The sequence below is a fragment of the Massilia sp. BAP21 genome (genome assembly GCF_057801335.1).
Genome location: NZ_CM173596.1, coordinates 3,464,677 through 3,485,993 on the forward strand (window position 1 = coordinate 3,464,677; position 21,317 = coordinate 3,485,993).

Here is a 21,317-nt window from a genome sequence, read left to right on the forward strand (position 1 = left end):
CAGAGGGATTTGACAATCTCTCCGTAAGGCATTGATTTAGCGGAAGCTTCCGTCACGGGCGTAGAACTTGCTTTTCTTTCCTGGTCAACTGAAAGGAGAGCCATGAGCATGTTCCCGCACCGCCTTACCGCTTTGTTCCTTGCCTGCCTGGTGAGCGGCAGCGCCGGCGCCACCGTTGTTGCCAGCAATACCCGCTACGGCCTGTTCGACGGCAGCGAGGGCACGCGCAGCCTCAACGTGACTTACCACGGTTCCATCCTCGACCTGAACCTGATCTTCGACCTGGCCAAGTGCGACGATCCGCCGATCGGCGCGAGCGGCGGCGCCTGCCGCGGCTTCGGCATCCCGTATGAAGACGAGTTTTCGATTGCGCTGGTGGCGCCCGACGGCACCACGGTCGACCTGGTGCGCGCCTACGACACCTATGCGCGCGGGAATGCCGGCGCCGGGCGCGTGCGCCTGCATTTCGACGACGAGGCGCCGGATGCCGCCGGGCCGCAGCTGGCATCGGGCAGCTTCCGCCCGGCCGGGTCGTTGTCCGCCTTTGACGGCATGGATGTGTACGGGCGCTGGACGCTGCAGTTCCAGGATTTCTTCCCGGGCGACCCGCTCGAATTCTTCGCGGCGCGGCTGGATGTGGAAACCGATCCGCCGGCGCCGGTGCCGGAACCGGCGTCCCTCGCCTTGCTTGGGCTGGGGCTGGGCCTGCTGGAGCTGCGGCGCTTCAGCGCGCGACGATCAGCTTGATGCCGAGCGCGACGAAGACGGTGCCGGCGATCCGGTCCAGCCATTTGCCGGCGCCGGGCTTGCGGTTCAGCCAGGCGCCAATCGCCCCGGCGAAGTAGCCGAGCAGGCCGAACAGGATCGCCGCCTGCACGGTGAAGGTCACGCCCAGGGCCAGCATCTGGCCGGGCACGTTGCCGTTGGCGGGAATGACGAACTGCGGCAGTAGCGAGAGGAAGAACAGCACGACCTTCGGGTTGATGGCGTTGGCCACCAGGCCCTTGGTGAACAGGCTGCGCAGCGATTGCGGGGCGGCGTTGCCGTCGCTGGCTTTCGAGCCGCCCTGGCTGCGCAGGGCGTTGTAGCCGAGCCAGACCAGGTACAGGCCGCCGCCGATGCGCAGGGCGGTAAAGGCGACCGGCGAGGCGGCAATCAGGGCGCTCACGCCGAGCACGGCCAGCAGGGTGTGGCTCAGGCAGCCGAGCGCGCAACCGAGACCGAATACCATGCCCTGCTTGCGTCCCTTGGACATGCCCAGGCCCAGGACCATCAGGTTGTCGGGGCCGGGGGAGGCGGTGAGCAGGATGGCGGCGAGCAGGAAGCCCAGGAATTGTTCGGGTGCGAGCATGGTGTGTTTTGGATGACCGGGGATGATGCTGGGTGGCGTAGGGTGGACGGGTTCCCCGTCCACGCGTTCAAACATGGCGTGATCCGCCGCGACGTTCGATTTTGCCGCGTTGAATCAAACGGCGCAAGGAGCCGATGCGAATGATCAGGTGATGGTTGAACGCGTGGACGGCAAAGCCGTCCACCCTACGGCTTATGCCTCGGCGACACGCTTGGCAATGTGCGCCAAGGCCTCATCCACCTGGTCGATCAGGATCAGGCACAGGTCGCCGTCGGACACACGTTCCAGCGCGCGGTCGATCGCCACGAACTCGCCGTAGATCTCTTCCACGTGACTGGTGCGCGATGCACCCTGCAAGCCCTGGCGCAGCAGCGCCACCACTTCGCCGTCGGCCCGCCCGCGCTGGCACTGGTCTTCGTACAGCAGCACGTCGTCGAAGGCCGCGCCAAGAATGGCGGTCTGCTGCGTGATGTCCTGGTCGCGGCGGTCGCCGGCGCCGCTGATCACCACCGAACGCCGTTTGGCCGGCATGTTCTCCACGGCCGACACCAGCGCCGCGATCGCGTCCGGATTGTGGCCGTAGTCGGCGATCAGCGTCGCGCCGCGATAGTCGAAGACGTTGAAACGCCCCGGCGCATTGTCGCTCTCGCCGACAAAGGTGCGCAGGCCGAGGGCGATTTTGTCCCAGTCGATGCCGACGCCCCAGGCCGCGGCCACCGAGGCCATCACGTTCTCGACCTGGAAGCCGATCACGCCGCCACGGGTGATCGGCACGTCCGCCAGGGGAATACGGTGCTCGAACTTGCCCTGCGCGCAGACCAGGTGTCCATCTTCCACGAACACGGCGCGGCGGCCCTGGGCGCGGTGCATGGCCATCAGCGGCAGATTGCCGTCCTGGGCGAAGAAGGTGACGTCGCCGCGGGTGAAGTTCGCCATGTCGGCCACGGTCGGGTCGGCGGCGTTCAGCACGGCCATGCCGCCCTCCATCACGTTCTGCACGATCACGCGCTTCAGGACCGCCAGGTCTTCCAGCGTGGTGATGTAGTTCAGGCCGAGGTGGTCGCCGGCGCCGATGTTGGTCACCACCGCCACCTGGCAGCGGTCGAAAGCCAGGCCTTCGCGCAGCAGGCCGCCGCGCGCGGTCTCGAAGACGGCGGCATCGACGTCCGGGTGCAGCAGCACATTGCGCGCGCTGCGCGGGCCGCTGCAGTCGCCGCTGTCGATGCGGCGGCCTTCGATGTACACGCCGTCGGTATTCGTCATGCCGGTGCGCAGGCCGGAGGCGGTGAGCAGGTGCGCGATCAGGCGCACCGTGGTGGTCTTGCCGTTGGTGCCGGTGACGGCGACCACCGGGATGCGGCCGTCGTCGCCATCTTCATACAGCATGTCGACAATCGCTTCGCCGATGGCGCGCGGCTTGCCGAACGAGGGCGCCAGGTGCATGCGCAGGCCCGGCGCGGCGTTCACTTCGACCACGCCGCCGTTCTGGTCTTCGATCGGTTTCAACACGCTGTCGCACACCAGGTCGACGCCGCAGATATCCAGGCCGACCATGTGGGCGGCGGCAATCGCGCGCGCCGCCACTTCCGGATGCACGTCGTCGGTGACGTCGGTGGCGGTGCCGCCGGTCGACAAATTCGCGTTGTTGCGCAGGATGACGCGCTTGCCCTTGGGCGGCACCGAGTCGGCCTCCATGCCTTGCGTGGCCAGGCTGGCCAGGGCGATGTCGTCGAAGCGGATCTTGGTGAGCGAAGTCGAGTGACCGTTGCCGCGGCGCGGGTCGCGGTTGACGATGTCGACCAGTTCGCGCACGGTGTGCACGCCGTCGCCGGTCACGTTCGGCGGTTCGCGCCGTGCGGCGGCCACCAGCTTGTCGCCGATGACCAGCAGGCGGTAGTCGTGGCCCGGCAGGTAGCGCTCGACCATGATGTCGTCGCGGAATTCGCTGGCAGCAATGAAGCCGGCGGTGATCTGTTCCTTGGTCGTGATGTTGACCGTCACGCCCTTGCCCTGGTTGCCGTCCTTCGGCTTGACCACGACCGGCAGGCCGATCTCCTGGGCCGCGGCCCAGGCGTCGTCCGGGTCCGTCACCGTGCGGCCATGCGGCACCGGCACGCCGGCGGCGTCGAGCAGCTTCTTGGTCAGTTCCTTGTCCTGGGCGATGGTCTCGGCAATCGCGCCGGTGGCGTCGATCTCGGCGGCCTGGATGCGGCGCTGCTTGCTGCCCCAGCCGAACATCACCAGGCTGCCTTCGGTCAGGCGGCGGAAGGGAATGTTGCGGGCCGCGGCGGCCTGCACGATCGAGCCAGTGGACGGGCCGAGGCGCACGTCTTCGTCGAGGTCGCGCAGCTGGGTGAGGGCGTTCTGCAGATCGAAGGGTGCGTCATTGCGCGCGGCTGCGATCAGGTTTTCCGCCAGCGTGAGGGCCAGGCGGCCGACGTCTTCCTCGGTGTATTCGACCACTACCTGGTAGATGCCGCTTTCCAGCGTGGCGGTGGTGCGGCTGAAGGTGACCGGGCAGCCGGCTTGCGCCTGCAGGTCGAGCGTGACTACTTCTAGTACATGGGCCAGCGGGATGGTGTCGTCGTGGCCGAGCGGCTGCAGCTGGCCGAGCTGGGGGAAGAGGGAACGCAGGCGCGTCTCGAAGCCTGGCAGGGCGCCAATCGATTCTTCTTCCGGCGTGCAGGCGACGATCGCCTCGACCGAGGTGTGGTGGCTCCAGAGATTGGGGCCACGCAGGGCCCGTACGCGAGATACTTCCATAAAACTGTAATCCTTAAATGTGGGCCGCGCCAATCACGCGCGGCGGGCGGCTGCCGGTTTCAAAAGCCGGCCCGCTCTTCTTCAATAAATCGTTTTCTTTGGCGTGGCGTCGAAGGCGCGCAGGCCGCCGCAGATCAGGTCGTGCTGCAGGCCCAGCGCCCAGGCGGCGGCGGTGGCGGCCAGCACGCTGGCCGGATGCTTGACGGTGGCCGGCTTGATCTTGGCGAGGTCGAGCAGGGCAGTTTCTTCTGCTCCGTCGGCCAGCATGATGCGGTTGTCGCGCGCAAACACGACACGCTCGCCGGCCGCGCGGTGCGCCGCCATCACGGGGTTATGCTCGTCCATGCCGTAGAAGATCACGCGGCCGTCCGACAGTTCGGCCAGCTTCACCACTTCCGGATCGGCCGCGTTCAGCACGGCCGCGCCGCTGGACAGGATCACGTCGACCTGGCTGCGCACCACGTTGGCCAGCGCTTCATCGTCGTTGATGTGCAGGTCGCGCACGTCGTCGAGCTTGCCCATGTCGGTGACCACGCCCACCGAGCAGCGGTCGTAGGGCAGGCCCTCAAGCAGGATGCTGCGCGCGTTCGATTCGAATACCGCCGCTTCCATGTTGCGGTTGATGAGCAGGCGCTCGCCGGCGGCAAAGCCGGTGCAATCGCCTTTTTGTACCTGGCGGCCGTCGAGGTAGAGGCCTTCGCCGTTTGCCACGCCGGCGTGCTTGCCGGCCGCGTTCAGCAGGCAGCCCAGCAGTTTCGCGATCAGGCTGCTGCCCAGGGTGCCGGTGACGCCGACGATCGGGATGCGGCCCGATTCTTCAGCCGCGAACAGGTGCTCGACGATGGCCGCGCCGACGTTCCTCGGTTCGCCGCTGGCCGGCTTGATGTGGGCCAGCAGGCCAGGGCTGGCATTGACTTCGATGATGGCGCCGCGCTGCTCAAGCAGGGGTTTGGAGATGTCTTCGCAGACCAGGTCGATGCCGGCGATGTCGAGGCCGACCACGCGCGCGGCCAGGGCGGCGGCGTGGGCCACGTCCGGATGCACGATGCCGGTCACGTCGTCGGCGACGTTGCCGTTTGGCTGGATCAGCACGCGCTGGCCGTCTTGCGGAATCGCGTCCGGCGTCAGGCTCTGGCGCTGCAAATCGAGCAGGATCACCGGGTCTTTGGTGTCGATGCGGCCGAGCGGGAATTCCTCGCTGTCGCCGCGGCGCGGGTCGATGTTGATCTGGCTGTCGCAGAGCTGGGCGACCGTGGACTTGCCGTCGCCGGTGACCCACAGCGCCTCGCCGCGTGCGGCGGCCACGACCTTCTTGCCGACGACCAGCAGGCGGTGCTCGTTGCCGGGGATGAAGCGCTCGACCAGCACGGCGGTGCTGTCGCCTTCCTTCGAGGCGATGGCGTAGGCGGCATGCACATCCGCTTCCGTCATCAGGTTCAGGGTCACGCCGCGGCCATGGTTGCCGTCGACGGGTTTGACCACCACCGGCAGGCCGATGTCCTGCGCTTCTTCCCAGGCGGCTGCCGCGCTGCGCACCAGCGCGCCTTCCGGCACCGGCACGCCGCAAGAGGCGAGCAGGCTCTTGGTCAGGTCCTTGTCGCTGGCGATGCCTTCGCCGATGGCGCTGGTGCGGTCGGTTTCGGCGGTCCAGATACGGCGCTGGGCGGCGCCGTGGCCGAGCTGCACCAGGTTGCCTTCGGTCAGGCGGATCGAGGGGATGCGGCGGTCGGTGGCGGCGTCGACGATGTTCGCGGTGGACGGGCCGAGGCAGTAGCGGTCGACCAGGTCGGTCAATCGGCTGACGGTGCCGGCCATGTCGAAGGCTTCATCGTTGATGGCCGCCATCAGCAGGCGGTGGCCGGCTTCCAGGGCGGCGCGGCCGACCACGGCGTCGCGCGTGCGGAAGGCCATTTTGTACACGCCATGTTCGCCGGTGGAGCGGGTCTTGCCGAAGCCGGTCTTCATGCCAGCCATGTTCTGCAACTCCAGCACCACGTGCTCGAGGATGTGGCCGGCCCAGGTGCCGCCCTGCAGGCGTTCGATGAAGCCGCCGCGCTCGCCGACGCCGCAGCGGTGCTCGATCAGGCCGGGCAGCCAGGCTGTCAGGCGCTCCGTGAAACCAGGCAGTTTGTTCGAGGGGAAGTCTTCCAGCTCGCCGATGTCGAGCCAGGCCTCGATGACCGGACGGTAGGTCCAGATGTTCGGGCCGCGCAAATGGGTCACACGGAGAAACTTGATGTCGTTCTTTTTCGTCATGTATCGATGTCTTGCCGCCGGTGTCTGCACGACTACCATGATGGCGTTGCCTATGTTTTTCTGCCTGTGCGCTACCGCACCGAATCGCCATGCTGCGCGAGATGCTGTGGTGCGCCGTGTTATATACTCGCGGGCTTATTTCCTATCCGGCACCGGTTTCCCGGGGGCCGTGCTACGGTAATCACACCGCCAGCGAAGAATATTTCCACGTTCTACGTAAACCGCTGAGCCGGTCACCGCGTTACCCCCTTATTCAGAACTTGCCTGACCAAGGCTGCATCACACAATGACAACTCAACAACCTGCTATTCCGACTTCGCTGGCGGCACCCGCCAGTTTCCTGCCCGATGCCTGGCAGGGTGACGTTCGGAAACAGCTTGCACCAGGGGAAAACGTTTTAAGTAGCGTGGAGGTTGACCTCGATGCGAAATTACGTTTCGTGAAGGGCATCCTGGTCGTCACGAACCGCCGTCTGCTGAGCCTTGCCCCCGGCGAAACGGCCTGGCGCGACTGGGCCTACCGCCCCGGCCTGGCCCTCCAGCACCACGACCATGCCGGCGTCGGCCACCTGGAACTGGTCGATGAACAGGGCCGCCTGGCGTCCTGGCGTTTCACCCTGGGCCAGAACCTGCACGCCATCCGCGTGGTCGATGCCTTTACGGACCAACTGAAAAGCGTGCTCACCGGCGTGGCCGTGCAGCCGCCCGAGACCCACACCTGCCCGAGCTGCAAGGCGCCGCTCGAACCGGACCAGGAAGATTGCCCGATCTGCACCAAGGTGCTGCACACGCCGCCCTCCACCTGGACCCTGTTCCGCCTGTGGCGCTTCGCCCGGCCGTACAAGGTGCAGCTGCTGGTGGGTTTCCTGCTGATGCTGGGCTCGACGGCGGCGCACATGATTCCGCCGTACCTGACCAAGCCGCTGATGGACAATGTGCTGATCCCGTACCAGAACGGCCAGACCATCGACAACTCGCTCGTCTGGCTGTACATGGGCGGCCTGTTCGGCGCGTCGATACTGGCCTGGGCCCTGGGCTGGGGCAAGACCTATGTGCTGGCGCTCGCATCCGAGCGTATCAGCGCCGATCTGCGCTCGACCACCTATGAACACCTGCTGCGCCTGTCGCTCGAATACTTCGGCGGCAAGCGCACCGGCGACCTGATGAGCCGCATCGGCAGCGGCTCGGACCGGATCAGTGTCTTCCTGTCGCTGCACCTGCTCGACTTCCTGTCGGACGTGCTGCTCATCATCATGACCGGCGTGATCCTGTTCAGCATGAATCCGTGGCTGGCGCTGGTGACCCTGGTGCCGCTGCCCTTCATCGCCTGGATGATCCACGTGGTGCGCGACCGCCTGCGCACCGGCTTCGAGAAGATCGACCGCGTCTGGGGCGAGGTCACCAACGTGCTGGCCGATACCATTCCCGGCATCCGCGTGGTGAAAGCCTTTGCCCAGGAAAAGCGCGAAGCGCTGCGCTTCCGCGAAGCCAACAAGCACAACCTGGCCGTCAACGACAAGCTGAACCGCGTGTGGTCGTTGTTCTCGCCGACGGTGTCGCTGCTGACCGAACTGGGCCTGCTGGTGATCTGGATCTTCGGTATCTGGCAGGTATCGCAGGGCGACATTACGGTCGGCACACTGACCGCCTTCATCGCCTACAGCGGCCGCTTCTATGTAAAACTCGATTCGATGAGCCGCATCGTGTCGGTGACGCAAAAGTCGGCGTCGGCCGCCAAGCGCATCTTCGATATCCTGGATCACGTGTCGAGCGTGCCGGACCCGGTGACGCCTGCCAAGGTTCCTGAAGTGCAGGGGAATATCGAGCTGCGCGAAGTCGGTTTCCGCTACGGCAACCGCGCCGTGAACCGCGGCATTTCCCTGAACATCAAGGCCGGCGAAATGGTGGGCCTGGTCGGGCACAGCGGTTCGGGCAAGAGCACGCTGGTCAACCTGATCTGCCGCTTCTACGACGTGGCCGAAGGCGCGATCCTGTTGGATGGCGTGGATATCCGCTCGTTTGCCGTGGCCGACTACCGCCGCAACATCGGTCTCGTGTTGCAGGAACCGTTCCTGTTCTTCGGCACGATTGCCGAGAACATTGCCTACGGCAAGCCGCATGCGACGCGCGAGGAAATCATCGCCGCCGCCCGCGCCGCCCACGCCCACGAATTCATCCTGCGCCTGCCGCAGGGCTACGATTCGATGGTGGGCGAGCGCGGGCAAGGCCTGTCGGGCGGCGAGCGCCAGCGTATCTCGATTGCGCGCGCGCTCCTGATCGACCCGCCGATCCTGATCCTCGATGAGGCAACCTCGTCGGTGGACTCGGAAACCGAAAAGGAAATCCAGAAGGCGCTCGACAACCTGGTGCAGGGCCGCACCACGATTGCGATTGCCCACCGCCTGTCGACGCTGCACCGCGCCGATCGCCTGGTCGTGCTCGACCGCGGCGTGGTGGTGGAAGAGGGCAGCCACGACGAACTGATGGCGCGCGAAGGCGCCTACCACAGGCTGTATGAAGCGCAGGCGCGCAATGTCGACCAGGACATGGACGACGCCAACAAGGACGACTAAAGCATGAGCAATCCCATTCAACTGCGCCGCGACGCGTTCGGCAAACTGGTGTTCATGAGCGCCGAGGGCGAAGACTTCGTCGGCGTGATCCCGGTGCGCGCCTTTCCGATCCAGGCGCCGACGCGCGGCATTTCGCTGGTGCGCGATGGCGGCAAGGAAGTGGCCTGGATCGACGACCTGGCCGAGCAGCCGGAAGCGATCCGCGCCTTGATCACCGAGGAACTCGAAGGGCGCGAATTCATTCCCGAGATCGAGACGATCCGCAGCGTGTCGAGCTTCGCCACGCCCTGCACCTGGTATGTGAAGACCGACCGCGGCGAGACCGCGTTCGTGCTGAAGGTGGACGAGGATATCCGGCGCGTGGGCGAGGCCTCGCTGCTGATTGCGGACAGCCACGGCATCAACTTCCTGGTGCGCGACATGTTCAGGATCGACAAGGGAAGCCGCAAGATCCTCGACCGCTTCCTCTGATCGCGCATGCCCGGAAAGCCGCCCTGCCTGCAAGGCCGGGGCGGCTTTGTCGTTTCTGGAGGTTTCCTTCGAATCGCTACCCTGCGCCTTGCCTGGCCAGCAAGCCGGTGCTAATGTCGTTAACACGTTAACTATATCGGGAGCTGCACATGACGGCCGAAGCGATCCGTATCCCCATCGGCGCCGCCGCCGATATCGGCGCACGCCTGTTCGCGGCAAGTTCCCCGCGCGGCGTGGTCCTGATCCATCCCGCCACGGCGTTAACGCAAGGGTATTACGAAGCCTTTGCCCGCTATCTGTGCGGCCTCGGCCTGCACGTGGTGACCTACGATTACCGGGGCACAGGCGCGTCGCGGCCGGCGCGCTTGCGCGGCTTCGAAGTGAGTATGTCGGACTGGATGCTGGAGGATGTCGGCGCGGTGACGCGTTGGGCGCAGTCGCGCTTTCCCGGCCTGCCCTTGCTGGCGGTGGGGCATAGCGTGGGCGGGCATGCGATCGGACTGTCGTTGGAAACGGCGCACCTGCGCGCGGCCTTGCTGGTGGCCACCCATGCCGGCGTGACGCGCACCATCCGCGGCCGCGCCGAGCGCTTGCGCGTGTGGTGCGTGATGCGCCTGCTGGCGCCCGTGCTGTGCGCGCTGCTGGGCTACATGCCGGGACGGCGCATCGGACTGGGCGAAGACTTGCCGCGCGCAGTGATGCTGGAATGGAGCCGCTGGACCACATTGCCGCGCTATTTCTTCGACGATCCGGCACTCGATGCCGGGCGCCGGATGGCCGACGTCGCGATTCCCTTGCTGGTGCTGGGCTTCGACGACGATCCCTGGGCCAATCCCGGGGCGATGGACATCCTGCTCGCGGGCTACACGTCGGCGCCGCTCGAACGCCGCCAGGTCGACCCGCGCAGCCTCGGGCTGCCGGGTATCGGCCACATGGGCTTTTTCCGGCGGCGCTGCGCGGCGGGCCTGTGGCAAGATGCCGGCGCCTGGCTGCTGCTGCAGCTGGCGAACCGGCGCCATGCCCCGGATGCGGCCGGGGACGCGGCATGAAGGGCGTGTCCAGGCCGCCGCGCTTCGTGTTCCTGGTCAACCGGGCCCAGAAGGCGATCGCGCGCTGGATCGAGCGTCGCGACCAGGCCTGGGACGGTATCAGCCCGGCCCAGGTCGGCCTGCTGTTCGTGCTCGCCGCACGCGACGAGGCCGCCATCGGCGAGATCGCGCAGGCGCTGGACGTGGCGCCCGCCGCGGTAACGAACCTGTCGAAGCGCATGCAGGCTGCCGCGCTGGTCGAGCGCATTGCCGATGAGCACGACGCGCGCCTGACGCGCCTGCGCCTGACCGCTGCGGGTATCGACGCCAGCGTGCGCGCCAGGGCGGTGCTTGCCGAGCTCAACGAACGCCTGACGGCGGGCTTCAGCGTGCAGGAGCAGCAGGTCGTCGCGCGCTGGCTGGAGCACAGTGCGCGCGTCATAGCGGAAGACGCGGCGTCGTGACGCGTTCCGCTTGAAGCGGGCCGCGCTCTCGCCTATTCTGGATACCGGTGTCGTCGACAGGAGACGGTCATGATCTTGCAGGGCGGATGTTTTTGCGGTGCAGTACGCTACGTCATCGACGGCGACACCTTCCACAGCACCCTGTGCCATTGCAGCGACTGCCGCCGCATCGCCGGCGCCCCCGCGGTGGCCTGGGTCAGCGCCGCCATGGACAAGTTTCGTTTTTCGCAGGGTAACGCCACCACCTTCCGCTCCAGCGACCACGTCCTGCGCAGCTTCTGCTCCACCTGCGGCACCACGCTCACCTACCAGGACGACCGCTACCCCGACGAGCTCGACATCTCCACCGCCACCCTCGACGACCCGGCCGCCATCGCCCTCGGCGACCACACCTTCGTGAACGAGCGCCTGCCCTGGATGCGGCTGCATGACGGCCTGCCGGAATACCCGCGCACCCGTAGCGAAGGCCAGGCCGGCTAGCGATGCGACCGCCCGCGTGAGGCAGTGCACATACGGAAGCGTCTTGACGAGCTAAGGTGACCCATCGTGACCAACGAAGGAGAACCCATGGATTCGATCAACCAGCAGCAACCTGAAGAGAACCGCCGCGACCTCGCCGGAGCGGAAGCCCGCGCCCGCATCAAGGAAATGGCCGACGACGCCAAGACCTGTTTCTTCACCACCCATGGCAGCCTGGGCGACAGCCGCGGCGTGCGTCCGATGAGCGTGCTGCAGGCCGACGACGACGGCACCCTGTGGTTCATGAGCGCCATCGACAGCCACAAGAACGCCGAGCTGAAGGCCGACCCGAACGTGAAGCTTTACTTCCAGGCCGACAAGCACGCCGGTTTCCTGGAACTCGACGGCGTCGCGACGATCTCACAGGACAAAGCGAAGATCAAGGCGCTTTGGGACTTTACGCTGAAGACCTGGTTCACCGAAGGCGAGGACGACCCGCGCATCACCGTCATCGGGGTGACGCCGCGTGCCGGCTACTACTGGGACAACAAGCACGGCCAGGCCGTGGCCGGGGCCAAGATGCTGGTGGGCGCCGCCATCGGCAAGACGCTCGACGATTCGATCGAAGGGCGACTGCTGCCGTAACAGCATCTCGCCCCAGGCAGGACATGCTAACGGCCAGCTACGCCCGCAAGGGCGGCTGAGCTTGTTGTAGCGCAATTCTTGTCCGCGTGACATACTACAAGCGTGGTTTTTCTATCAACGCGTAGCACTCGTTAACCTGAAAGAGCCGGCATGACGTTTACCGAATCGATTTCCACCTGCTTCAACAAGTACGCCACCTTCGACGGTACCGCCTCGCGCTCCGAATACTGGTGGTTCATGCTGTTCGTGTTCCTCGGCGGCCTGGCGGCGAATGTCGTCAGCAACACCGTCGGTATCCTGTTCAACCTGGCCACGCTCCTGCCCGTGCTCGCCGCCGGTTCCCGCCGCCTGCACGATACCGACCGCAGCGGCTGGTGGCAGCTGATCTGGTTCGTGCCTTTCATCGGCTGGATCATCCTGATCGTGTTCATGGTGCAGGAAGGCCGTCCGAACCGCTACAGCCAGGGCTTGCCGGCAACGGTCTGAGCGCTTGTCCGCGGCGCCGCGTTCAGGCGGCGCCGACGTCTTTTTTCCTGCCCAAGTAGAATAGGCTTTACTTGGTAGAGAAAGGACAAAGATGAAACGGACAGCATTGATCGCCGGCGTCACCGGCATCGGCGGCAACCACCTCGCACGCGAACTGCTCGCGAACGGCTGGGATGTGGTCGGCCTGTCGCGCCGCGCACCGAAGGACTTGCCGGGCGTGCGCCATGTCGCCGCCGACCTGCTCGACCCGGCCGCGCTGAGCACTGCCCTGGCAGACGTCGCGCCGACCCACGTCTTCATCACCACCTGGATGCGGCAGGACACCGAAGCCGAGAACATCCGCGTCAACGCCGCCCTGGTGCGCAATCTGCTCGACGCGCTGTCGCCGCAAAAAAGCCTGCGCCACGTGGCCCTGGTCACCGGCCTGAAGCACTACCTCGGCCCCTTCGAGGCCTATGCCAGCTCGGGCACCTTGCCCGACACGCCGCTGCGCGAAAGCCAGCCGCGGCTGCCGCTGGAGAACTTCTATTACGCCCAGGAAGACGAAGTCTACGCCGCCGCCGCGCGCGACCGCTTCACCTGGAGCATCCACCGTCCGCACACCATCATCGGCCTGGCCGTCGGCAACGCCATGAACCTGGGCACCACGCTGGCCGTGTACGCCACCATCTGCAAGGAAACCGGCCGCCCGTTCCAGTTCCCGGGCTCGGAAGCGCAGTGGAAGGGCTTGTCGGACGTGACCGACGCGCGCATGCTGGCGAAGCAACTGGCCTGGGCGGCGGACACCGATGCGGCCAAGAACGAAGCCTTCAACATCGTGAATGGCGATGTGTTCCGCTGGAGCTGGCTGTGGCCGAAGCTGGCCGAATGGTTCGGCGTGGAAGCGGCCGGCTTCAATGGCACGATGCAGCCGCTGGAAGCCGCGATGGCGAACGACGCCGACACCTGGCGCCAGATCGCCGCCAAGCATAACCTCGTCGAAGCCGACCTGGAGCGCCTGGCCTCGGCCTGGCACACCGACCTCGACCTCGGCCGTCCGCTGGAAGTCATGACCGACATGGCCAACAGCCGCCGCCTCGGCTTCAGCGCCTACCAGGCCACCGACAGCTCGTTCTTCGACCTGTTCGCGCGCCTGCGCGCCGAGCGCTTGATTCCGTAATGGCGATCACGGGAGCGCACGACGTGGACGTCGATCGCACTCCCGTCGACGCCGGCCATGTTGTCCTGGTGACGATCGGCTCGGCCGGCGACCTATTTCCCTTCCTGAAGCTGGGCCTGGCCCTGCATGCGGCGGGGCGGCGGGTCAGTTTCCTCGGGCCGGAGCAGCATGGGCCGTATGTACGCGAGGCCGGCCTGCCTTTCCACGGCTTGCCGGCCGACGAGGCGGTGCTCGACCATCCCGACTTGTGGCATCCGACGCGCGGCTTCGGCGTGGTGTGGGCGGCGACGCGGCCGGCCATGGCCCTGGTCCCGGCTTTCATGGCGGCGCTGCCGGCCGATGAGCCATGCACGATGGTGGTCCATCCGCTGGCGCTGCCCGAAGCAGACCTGTGCCGCGCCGCGCGTCCAGGCCTGCGCATTGCCGCGATCTTCCTGGCGCCGTCCAACATCCCCACCGTCTACGACCCGCTGCTGCTGGGACCGTACCGCGTACCGCGCTGGGTGCCGCATGGCGCGCGCCGCTGGCTGTGGCGCACGGCGGTCAAACACCTGGTTGATCCGATTGCGATGCCGGACGTGAATGCGAAGCGCCGTGCGGCCGGGCTGGCGCCGGCCGGGTCGCTGATGGACCACATCTTTGCGATTCCGGATTGGTCGATCGGGCTGTTCCCGGAGTGGTTTGCGCCGACCCAGCCGGACTGGCCGCAGCCGATGCTGCGTACCGGCTTTCCCTTGTACGACCCGAATCCGCATGCGGAACTGTCCGCCGAGCTGCGCCATTTCCTGGGCCAGGGCGGGCGCACGCTGGTGTTCACGCCGGGGACCGGCAACCGCCAGGCGCGGGCCTACTTCGAGCACGCGATCGAGGCCTCGCGGTTGCTGGGCGAGCGGGCGGTGTTCCTTACGCCGCACCGCGATCAGCTACCCGCCGAGCTGCCGCGCCATGTGCTGTGGCAGGAGTATGTGCCGCTGCGGGCCTTGCTGCCGCATGTGGCGGTGCTGGTGCACCATGGCGGCGTCGGGACCACGGCCGAGGCGCTGCATGCCGGCACGCCGCAGCTGGTGGTGCCGCTGGCGCACGACCAGTTCGACAATGGGGCACGCGTCGCGGCGCTGGGCGTGGGGCGGAGTTTGCCGGCCACGCGCCTGACGCAGGGGCGCTTGTTGCGGTGCCTGGAAGCCTTGCTCGACGATGAAGGCTTGCCGGCCCGCTGCCGCGCCGTGGCGGCGTATTTCGAACGCGATACCGGCATCGAGACCATCGTAGGGTGGACGGCTCCACCCGTGGCGTAGCACGTCACGCGGCGCGTATGCCGTCCACGCGTTCAACGCCAGGATGATGTGCCGCGGTGTTTCGGGGGGCGGTTGGACGCGTGGACGGCGCCCATGTTGGTGATAGGCAAGGACCGGGAACGAGCCGTCCACCCTACAGCGTGTGTCACCGCACCGTCTTTTCCGACTCAGAGCGCTTTAATAACACCAACGAATCACCGGACGACAAGCAATGCGCAGGAAAGCCGAGGACACCACCGCCACCACCCCCCAATCCGGCCAGGGCCGCCCCGGCTACGTGCGCGTACGCGGCGCGCGCGAACACAACTTGAAGAACGTCAGCCTCGACATCCCGCGCGACGCGCTGGTCGTCTTTACCGGCGTCTCCGGCTCCGGCAAATCCTCGCTCGCCTTCGGCACCCTGTACGCCGAAGCCCAGCGCCGCTATCTTGAGTCGGTCTCGCCCTACGCGCGCCGCCTGTTCCACCAGATGCCGGTCCCCGAAGTCGACGAGATCGACGGCCTGCCGCCGGCCGTGGCCCTGCAGCAGCAGCGCGGTTCGCCCACCACGCGCTCCTCGGTCGGCAGCGTCAGCACCCTGTCGAATTCCCTGCGCATGCTGTACTCGCGCGCCGGCGATTACCCGGAAGGCCAGGAACTCCTGTACGCCGAGTCCTTCTCCCCGAACACCCCGGAAGGCGCCTGCCCCGAGTGCTCGGGCCTGGGCCGCGTGTACGAAGTGACCGAACAATCGATGGTGCCCGACGATTCATTGACCATCCGCGAACGGGCGATTGCCGCCTGGCCGCCGGCCTGGCACGGCCAGAACCTGCGCGACATCCTCGTCACCATGGGCTACGACGTCGACACGCCCTGGCGCGACTTGCCGAAGAAAGACCGCGACTGGATCCTGTACACCGACGAAACGCCGACCGTGCCGGTCTACGCCGGCCTCACGCCCGAGGAAACCAAACGCGCCCTGAAGCGCAAGGACCCGCCCAGCTACCAGGGGACCTTCACCGGCGTGAAGCGCTATGTGATGCAGACCTTCGCCACCACCGAAAGCGCCTCGATGAAGAAGCGCGTGGCGCGCTACATGGTGAGCACCGAATGCCCGCTTTGCCGCGGCAAGCGGCTGCGCCAGGAAGCCTTGTCGGTGACGTTTGCCGGCGTCGACATCACCGATATCTCGCGCATGCCGATGGCGCGCCTGCACGCGCTGCTGCAGCCTTACGCCGCCGGCGCGGCGCCAAAGGATGCGCGCCGCGCCAAGCTGCACCCCGAGCAGCTGATCGTCACGCGCCGTATCGCCGAAGACCTGGTCGCGCGCCTGGACGTGCTGCTGGCCCTGGGCCTGGGCTACCTGGCGCTGGAACGCAGCACGCCGACGCTCTCTCCCGGCGAACTGCAGCGCCTGCGCCTGGCCACGCAGGTGCGCTCGAATCTGTTCGGCGTGGTCTACGTGCTGGATGAACCCTCGGCCGGCCTGCACCCGGCCGATACCGAGGCGCTGCTCACGGCCCTCGACCAGTTGAAAGCCTCGGGCAACTCGATGTTCGTGGTCGAGCACGCGCTGGACGTGATCCGCTGCGCGGACTGGATCGTCGACGTCGGCCCGGCCGCCGGCGAGCGTGGCGGCGAAGTGCTGTACAGCGGCCCGCCCGAGGGCCTGAAGAAAATCGAGGCGTCGCAGACGCGGCGCTACCTGTTCGACGATGCGCCGCCCGAAGCACGCACCCGGCGCGAACCCGTCGGCCAGTTGCGCCTGGAAGGCGTCACCCGCAATAACCTAAACAAGCTCGACGTCGACTTCCCGCTCGGCGTGCTCACCGCCGTCACCGGCGTCTCGGGTTCTGGCAAATCGAGCCTGGTGAGCCAGGTACTGGTCGAACTGGTGTCGAAGGAACTGGGGCAGGGGGCTCCCGCCGCCGAAGCCGAGGAAGGCGAAGACCTGGAACAGGAAGCCGCGCTGCCGCTGGAAGGCCGCATCGCCGCCGGCATGGAGGCTATCCGCCGCATGGTGCGCGTCGACCAGAAGCCGATCGGCCGCACCCCGCGCTCGAACCTGGCCACCTACACCGGTTTGTTCGACCAGGTGCGTAAACTCTTCGCCGCCACCAAGATGGCGAAATCGCGCCGCTACAATGCCGGCCGTTTCTCCTTCAATGTCGCCAAGGGCCGCTGCGAGAACTGCGCCGGCGAGGGTTCGGTCATGGTGGAATTGCTGTTCCTGCCCAGTGTGTACGCGCCTTGCCCGGTATGCGAAGGCGCGCGCTACAACGCCAAGACGCTGGAAGTGACCTATAAAGACCGCAACATCGCCGAGGTGCTGGGCATGACGGTCGATGCCGCTGCCGAGTTCTTCGCAGGCGAGGCGCTGGTCGAACGCTCGCTGGAAGTATTGCGCGAAGTCGGCCTCGGCTACCTGCGCCTGGGCCAGCCGGCCACGGAACTGTCGGGCGGCGAAGCCCAGCGCATCAAGCTGGCGACCGAACTGCAGCGCGCCGGGCGTGGCAACACCCTGTATGTACTGGACGAGCCGACCACCGGCCTGCACCCGTCCGACGTGGATCGCCTGATCGTGCAATTGCAGCGCCTGGTCGACGCCGGCAACACCGTGGTGGTGGTCGAGCACACGATGCGCGTGGTGGCGGCCTGCGACTGGGTGATCGACATCGGCCCCGGCGCCGGCGACGAAGGCGGCACCGTGGTCTGCGCCGGCCCGCCTGAAAAGGTGGCCAAGGCCGGGCGTAGCCGTACCGCACCCTACTTGAGGCCGTATGTACCAGCTTGATTGTTATAATTAGCACGATCGTACTTGATACAAAGCGATACACGCCCGCGCACGGTTGAGCGTATCAGCGATTTCGCAATTGCGTTAAACTTAGGATATTTTTCTTAAGATAATCGCAACGAATGACCGGCTCTTCCATCGATAATTCCCAGTTTCGCCGCATCCTGACGCGCAATGTCGCGTTGCCGCTCGGCCTGAGCGTGTTGAGTGCCGGCGTGTTCGTGGCGATCATTGCCTACCTGATCAGCGTGCTGAACTGGGTCGAGCACTCGCAGCAGGTGATCGGCAATGCCACCGAGGTCAACCGTCTCGTCTCGGAGATGGAAACCGGCATGCGCGGCTATCTGCTCACCGGCGACGAAAGCTTCCTCGGGCCTTATGTGGTGTCGAAACCCAAGGTCGAGGCCGAACTCGAATCCCTGGTGCGCATGGTGCTCGACAACGAGTCCCAGACCACGCGCCTGAGCCGGGTGCGCGCCGCGCATGCCGAATGGGTCAAGTACACAGACGAGATGATCGAGCGCCGCCGCCGCAACGAAGAGGTGGTCGATTCGGTCAAGAGCGGCCGCGGCAAGATCCTCACCGACGACATGCGCGCCCAGTTCGCCGCCTTCATCGCGATGGAGCGCACCTTGTTGCAGACCCGCAACGGGGATGCGCGCTCGGTAACCACCTGGTCGGTCGGCTTCTACCTGCTGTTCACCCTGATCGTCGGCGGCATGATGGCGGCCTTTGGCCGGCGCGAACTGGTGCGCCTGTCGACCTCCTATTCCGACATCCTGGAACACGAGGCCGAGCACAACGCCGAACTGCGCCACCAGGCCTGGCTGCGCACCGGCCAGACCGAGCTGTCCGCGCGCAGCGCCGGCATCCACAGCCTGGAACCGCTGGCCCAGGCCGTGCTCGACCACGTGGTGCGCTATGTCGGCGGCACCGTGGCCGCCATGTACGTGCGCAGCGACGACGGCGTGCTGCGCCGTATCGGCGCCTTCGGCTTCTCGAATGAGGAACAGCGCAACATGGTCATCGAGCCGGGCGCCTCGCTGGCCAGCCAGGCCGCCAACGAAAACCGCCTGATCACCGTCGACAACCTGCCCGACAACTACATGAAGGTGGCGTCGAGCCTGGGCGACGCCGTGCCGCGCGAAGTCGTGATCGCACCGATCAACAACTTCGGCAAGGTGAAAGGCGTGATCGAGATCGGCTTCCTGCACGGCATCCGCGAGCGCGACGTCGAATTCCTGAAGCTGATTGCCGACAACGTCGGCGCTTCGGTGGCCGCCGTGGTCTACCGCCAGCGCCTGCAGGATGCGCTGTCCGAAACCCAGGCCCTGAACGAGGAACTGCAGGTCCAGCAGGAAGAACTGCGCACCGCCAACGAGGAACTCGAAGAGCAGTCGCGCGCGCTGGAAGAATCGCAGTCGAGCCTGGAAAACCAGCAGGCCGAGCTGGAACAGACCAACGACCAGCTGGCCGAGCAGGCCCTGAACCTGGACATGAAGAACGCCGCGCTGACCGAAGCCCAGGACCAGTTGCGCGCCCGCGCCCTGGACCTGGAACGCGCCAGCCGCTACAAGTCCGAGTTCCTGGCCAACATGTCGCACGAACTGCGCACGCCGCTGAACAGCTCGCTCATCCTGGCCAAGCTGCTGTCCGACAACGTGCCGGGCAACCTGAACGAAGAGCAGGTGCGTTTCGCCCAGACGATCTATTCGGCCGGCAACGACCTGCTGAACCTGATCAACGACATCCTGGATATTTCCAAGGTCGAGGCCGGCAAGCTGGAACTGCTGCCGGAAGACCTGCCGCTGCGCCGCACGGTCGAGGGCCTGGGCCGCACCTTCGAGCCGCTGGCCAAGCAAAAGGAGCTGCAATTTACCGTGACGGTCGAGCCGAACGTGCCGGCCTCGATCCACACCGACCGCCAGCGCCTGGAACAGGTGCTGAAGAACCTGCTCTCGAACGCCGTGAAGTTCACCGAGCAGGGCGCGGTCAGCCTCACCGTGAGCGCCACCGACGAAGGCTGGGTCCAGTTCACGGTGCAGGATTCCGGCATCGGCATCGCGCCCGAGCAGCAGGAACGCATCTTCGAGGCCTTCCACCAGGCCGATGGCACCACCAGCCGCCGCTTCGGCGGCACGGGTCTCGGCCTGTCGATTTCGCGCGACCTGACCAGCCTCCTGGGCGGCACCCTGGTGGTGTCCAGCACGCCGGGCGAGGGCAGCAGCTTTACCCTCAGCCTGCCGAAGAGCGGCGCGGTCGCGGCCACGCCGCCGGCCCCGCGCGCGCCGGCTCCGCAGTTGCGCGCAGCCCGTCCCGCGCCGGAGCCGGTGGCCGCGCCGGCCGCCGAACCTGCCCAGGCGCCTGCCGAACGCTTCCCGGACGACCGCGAGCAGGCCGTCGCCGGCCGCCGCACCGTGCTGGTGGTCGAGGACGAACCCGGCTTCGCGCGCATCCTGTACGACCTGGCGCACGACCTCGGCTACCGCTGCCTGGTGGGCCTGACCGCCGGCGAGGGCCTGGAACTGGCAACCAACAACAGCCCGGACGCGATCCTGCTCGACATCCGCCTGCCCGACGGTTCCGGCCTGTCGGTGCTGCAGCAGCTGAAGGACAACCCGGCCACGCGCCACATCCCGGTGCACGTGGTGTCGAGCATGGAAAACGGCACCGAGGCCCTGCACCTGGGCGCGATCGGCTACGCCCTGAAGCCGACCACGCGCGAACAGCTGGAAGATGTGTTCCGTAAACTCCAGGAGAAATCCTCGCAGCAGATCAAGCGCGTGCTGCTGGTGGAAGACGACGAGCGCCAGCGCGACAGCGTGGTGGCCCTGATCGCCGACGCCGACGTGCAGATCTCGGCGGTCGGCTCGGGCGAGGAAGCCCTGGCCCTGCTGCACAGCGAGATCTTCGACTGCATGATCATCGACCTGAAACTGCCCGACATGCAGGGCAACGAACTGCTGCAGCGCATGTCGCAGGAAGAACTGTTCTCGTTCCCGCCGGTGATCGTCTACACGGGCCGCAACCTGACGCGCGACGAAGAGGCGGAATTGCTGAAGTATTCGCGCTCGATCATCATCAAGGGCGCGCGTTCGCCCGAGCGCCTGCTCGACGAAGTGACGCTGTTCCTGCACAAGGTCGAGTCGCAGCTGTCGACCGAGCGCCAGCACATGCTCAAGACCGTGCGCGGCCGCGACCGCGTGTTCGAAGGGCGTACAATCCTGCTGGTCGACGACGACGTGCGCAACGTCTTCGCCTTGACCAGCGCACTGGAGCAGCGCGGCGCCAACGTGGTCGTCGGCCGCAATGGCTTCGAGGCGATCTCGAAACTCGACGAGGTGCCGGGCATCGACCTGGTGCTGATGGACGTCATGATGCCGGGCATGGATGGCCTGGAAGCGACGCGCCGCATCCGCGCCGACGGCCGCTTCGACCGCCTGCCGATCATCGCCATCACCGCCAAGGCGATGAAGGACGACCAGGAGCAATGCCTGGCTGCCGGCGCGAATGACTACCTGGCCAAGCCCATCGACCTGGCCCGCCTGTACTCGCTGCTGCGGGTCTGGATGCCCACCATGGAGCGCGTTTGAAA

At 66.5% G+C, this 21,317-nt stretch carries 15 protein-coding genes; 12 read left to right on the plus strand and 3 right to left on the minus strand.

Going from position 1 to position 21,317, the window contains the following annotated elements:
• Nucleotides 1-102: 102 nt before the first annotated feature.
• Nucleotides 103-747: a PEP-CTERM sorting domain-containing protein gene (locus tag ACWYRN_RS15295; protein ID WP_488688460.1), complete on the plus strand. Its 645-nt coding sequence runs from the start codon at nt 103-105 to the stop codon at nt 745-747.
• Here the strand turns inward: ACWYRN_RS15295 and ACWYRN_RS15300 are convergent.
• From ACWYRN_RS15300 to ACWYRN_RS15310, 3 genes are all read right to left on the minus strand, one after another.
• Nucleotides 725-1,351 (minus strand): LysE family translocator, encoded by a 627-nt coding sequence (locus tag ACWYRN_RS15300; RefSeq protein WP_488688461.1) that lies wholly within the window; start codon nt 1,349-1,351, stop codon nt 725-727. The two genes, ACWYRN_RS15295 and ACWYRN_RS15300, sit on opposite strands and share 23 nt — an antisense overlap.
• 192 nt (nt 1,352-1,543) lie before the next feature.
• On the minus strand, nt 1,544-4,114 hold the full coding sequence (cphA, locus tag ACWYRN_RS15305; RefSeq protein WP_488688462.1) for a cyanophycin synthetase: 2,571 nt from the start codon (nt 4,112-4,114) through the stop codon (nt 1,544-1,546).
• A gap of 81 nt (nt 4,115-4,195) precedes the next feature.
• Nucleotides 4,196-6,370, minus strand: coding sequence for a cyanophycin synthetase (locus tag ACWYRN_RS15310; protein WP_488688463.1), 2,175 nt, complete (start codon nt 6,368-6,370; stop codon nt 4,196-4,198).
• A gap of 286 nt (nt 6,371-6,656) precedes the next feature.
• On the opposite strand from ACWYRN_RS15310, the gene ACWYRN_RS15315 reads away from it, so the two are divergent.
• The 11 genes from ACWYRN_RS15315 to ACWYRN_RS15365 all read left to right on the plus strand — a co-directional run bounded on the left by ACWYRN_RS15315 (nt 6,657) and on the right by ACWYRN_RS15365 (nt 21,315).
• Nucleotides 6,657-8,942: a cyanophycin metabolism-associated ABC transporter gene (locus tag ACWYRN_RS15315; protein WP_488688464.1), complete on the plus strand. Its 2,286-nt coding sequence runs from the start codon at nt 6,657-6,659 to the stop codon at nt 8,940-8,942.
• A gap of 3 nt (nt 8,943-8,945) precedes the next feature.
• Nucleotides 8,946-9,413 (plus strand): cyanophycin metabolism-associated DUF1854 family protein, encoded by a 468-nt coding sequence (locus tag ACWYRN_RS15320; protein ID WP_488688465.1) that lies wholly within the window; start codon nt 8,946-8,948, stop codon nt 9,411-9,413.
• Between the two features lie 149 nt (nt 9,414-9,562).
• A complete protein-coding gene (locus tag ACWYRN_RS15325; RefSeq protein WP_488688466.1) occupies nt 9,563-10,462 on the plus strand; it encodes an alpha/beta hydrolase family protein in 900 nt (299 codons plus the stop codon).
• Nucleotides 10,459-10,905, plus strand: a complete 447-nt coding sequence (locus tag ACWYRN_RS15330) for a MarR family winged helix-turn-helix transcriptional regulator (protein WP_488688467.1) — start codon at nt 10,459-10,461, stop codon at nt 10,903-10,905. The genes ACWYRN_RS15325 and ACWYRN_RS15330 overlap by 4 nt, the downstream gene beginning before the upstream one ends.
• Nucleotides 10,906-10,974: 69 nt before the next feature.
• Nucleotides 10,975-11,385, plus strand: a complete 411-nt coding sequence (locus ACWYRN_RS15335; protein WP_488688468.1) for a GFA family protein — start codon at nt 10,975-10,977, stop codon at nt 11,383-11,385.
• Nucleotides 11,386-11,472: 87 nt separating this feature from the next.
• Nucleotides 11,473-12,009, plus strand: a complete 537-nt coding sequence (locus ACWYRN_RS15340) for a pyridoxamine 5'-phosphate oxidase family protein (RefSeq protein WP_488688469.1) — start codon at nt 11,473-11,475, stop codon at nt 12,007-12,009.
• 150 nt (nt 12,010-12,159) lie between these two features.
• Nucleotides 12,160-12,495, plus strand: a complete 336-nt coding sequence (locus ACWYRN_RS15345) for a DUF805 domain-containing protein (protein ID WP_488688470.1) — start codon at nt 12,160-12,162, stop codon at nt 12,493-12,495.
• A gap of 91 nt (nt 12,496-12,586) precedes the next feature.
• Nucleotides 12,587-13,654, plus strand: a complete 1,068-nt coding sequence (locus ACWYRN_RS15350; RefSeq protein ID WP_488688471.1) for an SDR family oxidoreductase — start codon at nt 12,587-12,589, stop codon at nt 13,652-13,654.
• A complete protein-coding gene (locus ACWYRN_RS15355; RefSeq protein ID WP_488688472.1) occupies nt 13,654-14,949 on the plus strand; it encodes a glycosyltransferase in 1,296 nt (431 codons plus the stop codon). The genes ACWYRN_RS15350 and ACWYRN_RS15355 overlap by 1 nt, the downstream gene beginning before the upstream one ends.
• A gap of 211 nt (nt 14,950-15,160) precedes the next feature.
• Nucleotides 15,161-17,722, plus strand: coding sequence for an excinuclease ABC subunit UvrA (gene uvrA, locus ACWYRN_RS15360; protein WP_488688473.1), 2,562 nt, complete (start codon nt 15,161-15,163; stop codon nt 17,720-17,722).
• Nucleotides 17,723-17,844: 122 nt separating this feature from the next.
• Nucleotides 17,845-21,315, plus strand: coding sequence for a response regulator (locus ACWYRN_RS15365; protein ID WP_488688474.1), 3,471 nt, complete (start codon nt 17,845-17,847; stop codon nt 21,313-21,315).
• The last annotated feature ends 2 nt before the right edge of the window (nt 21,316-21,317 follow it).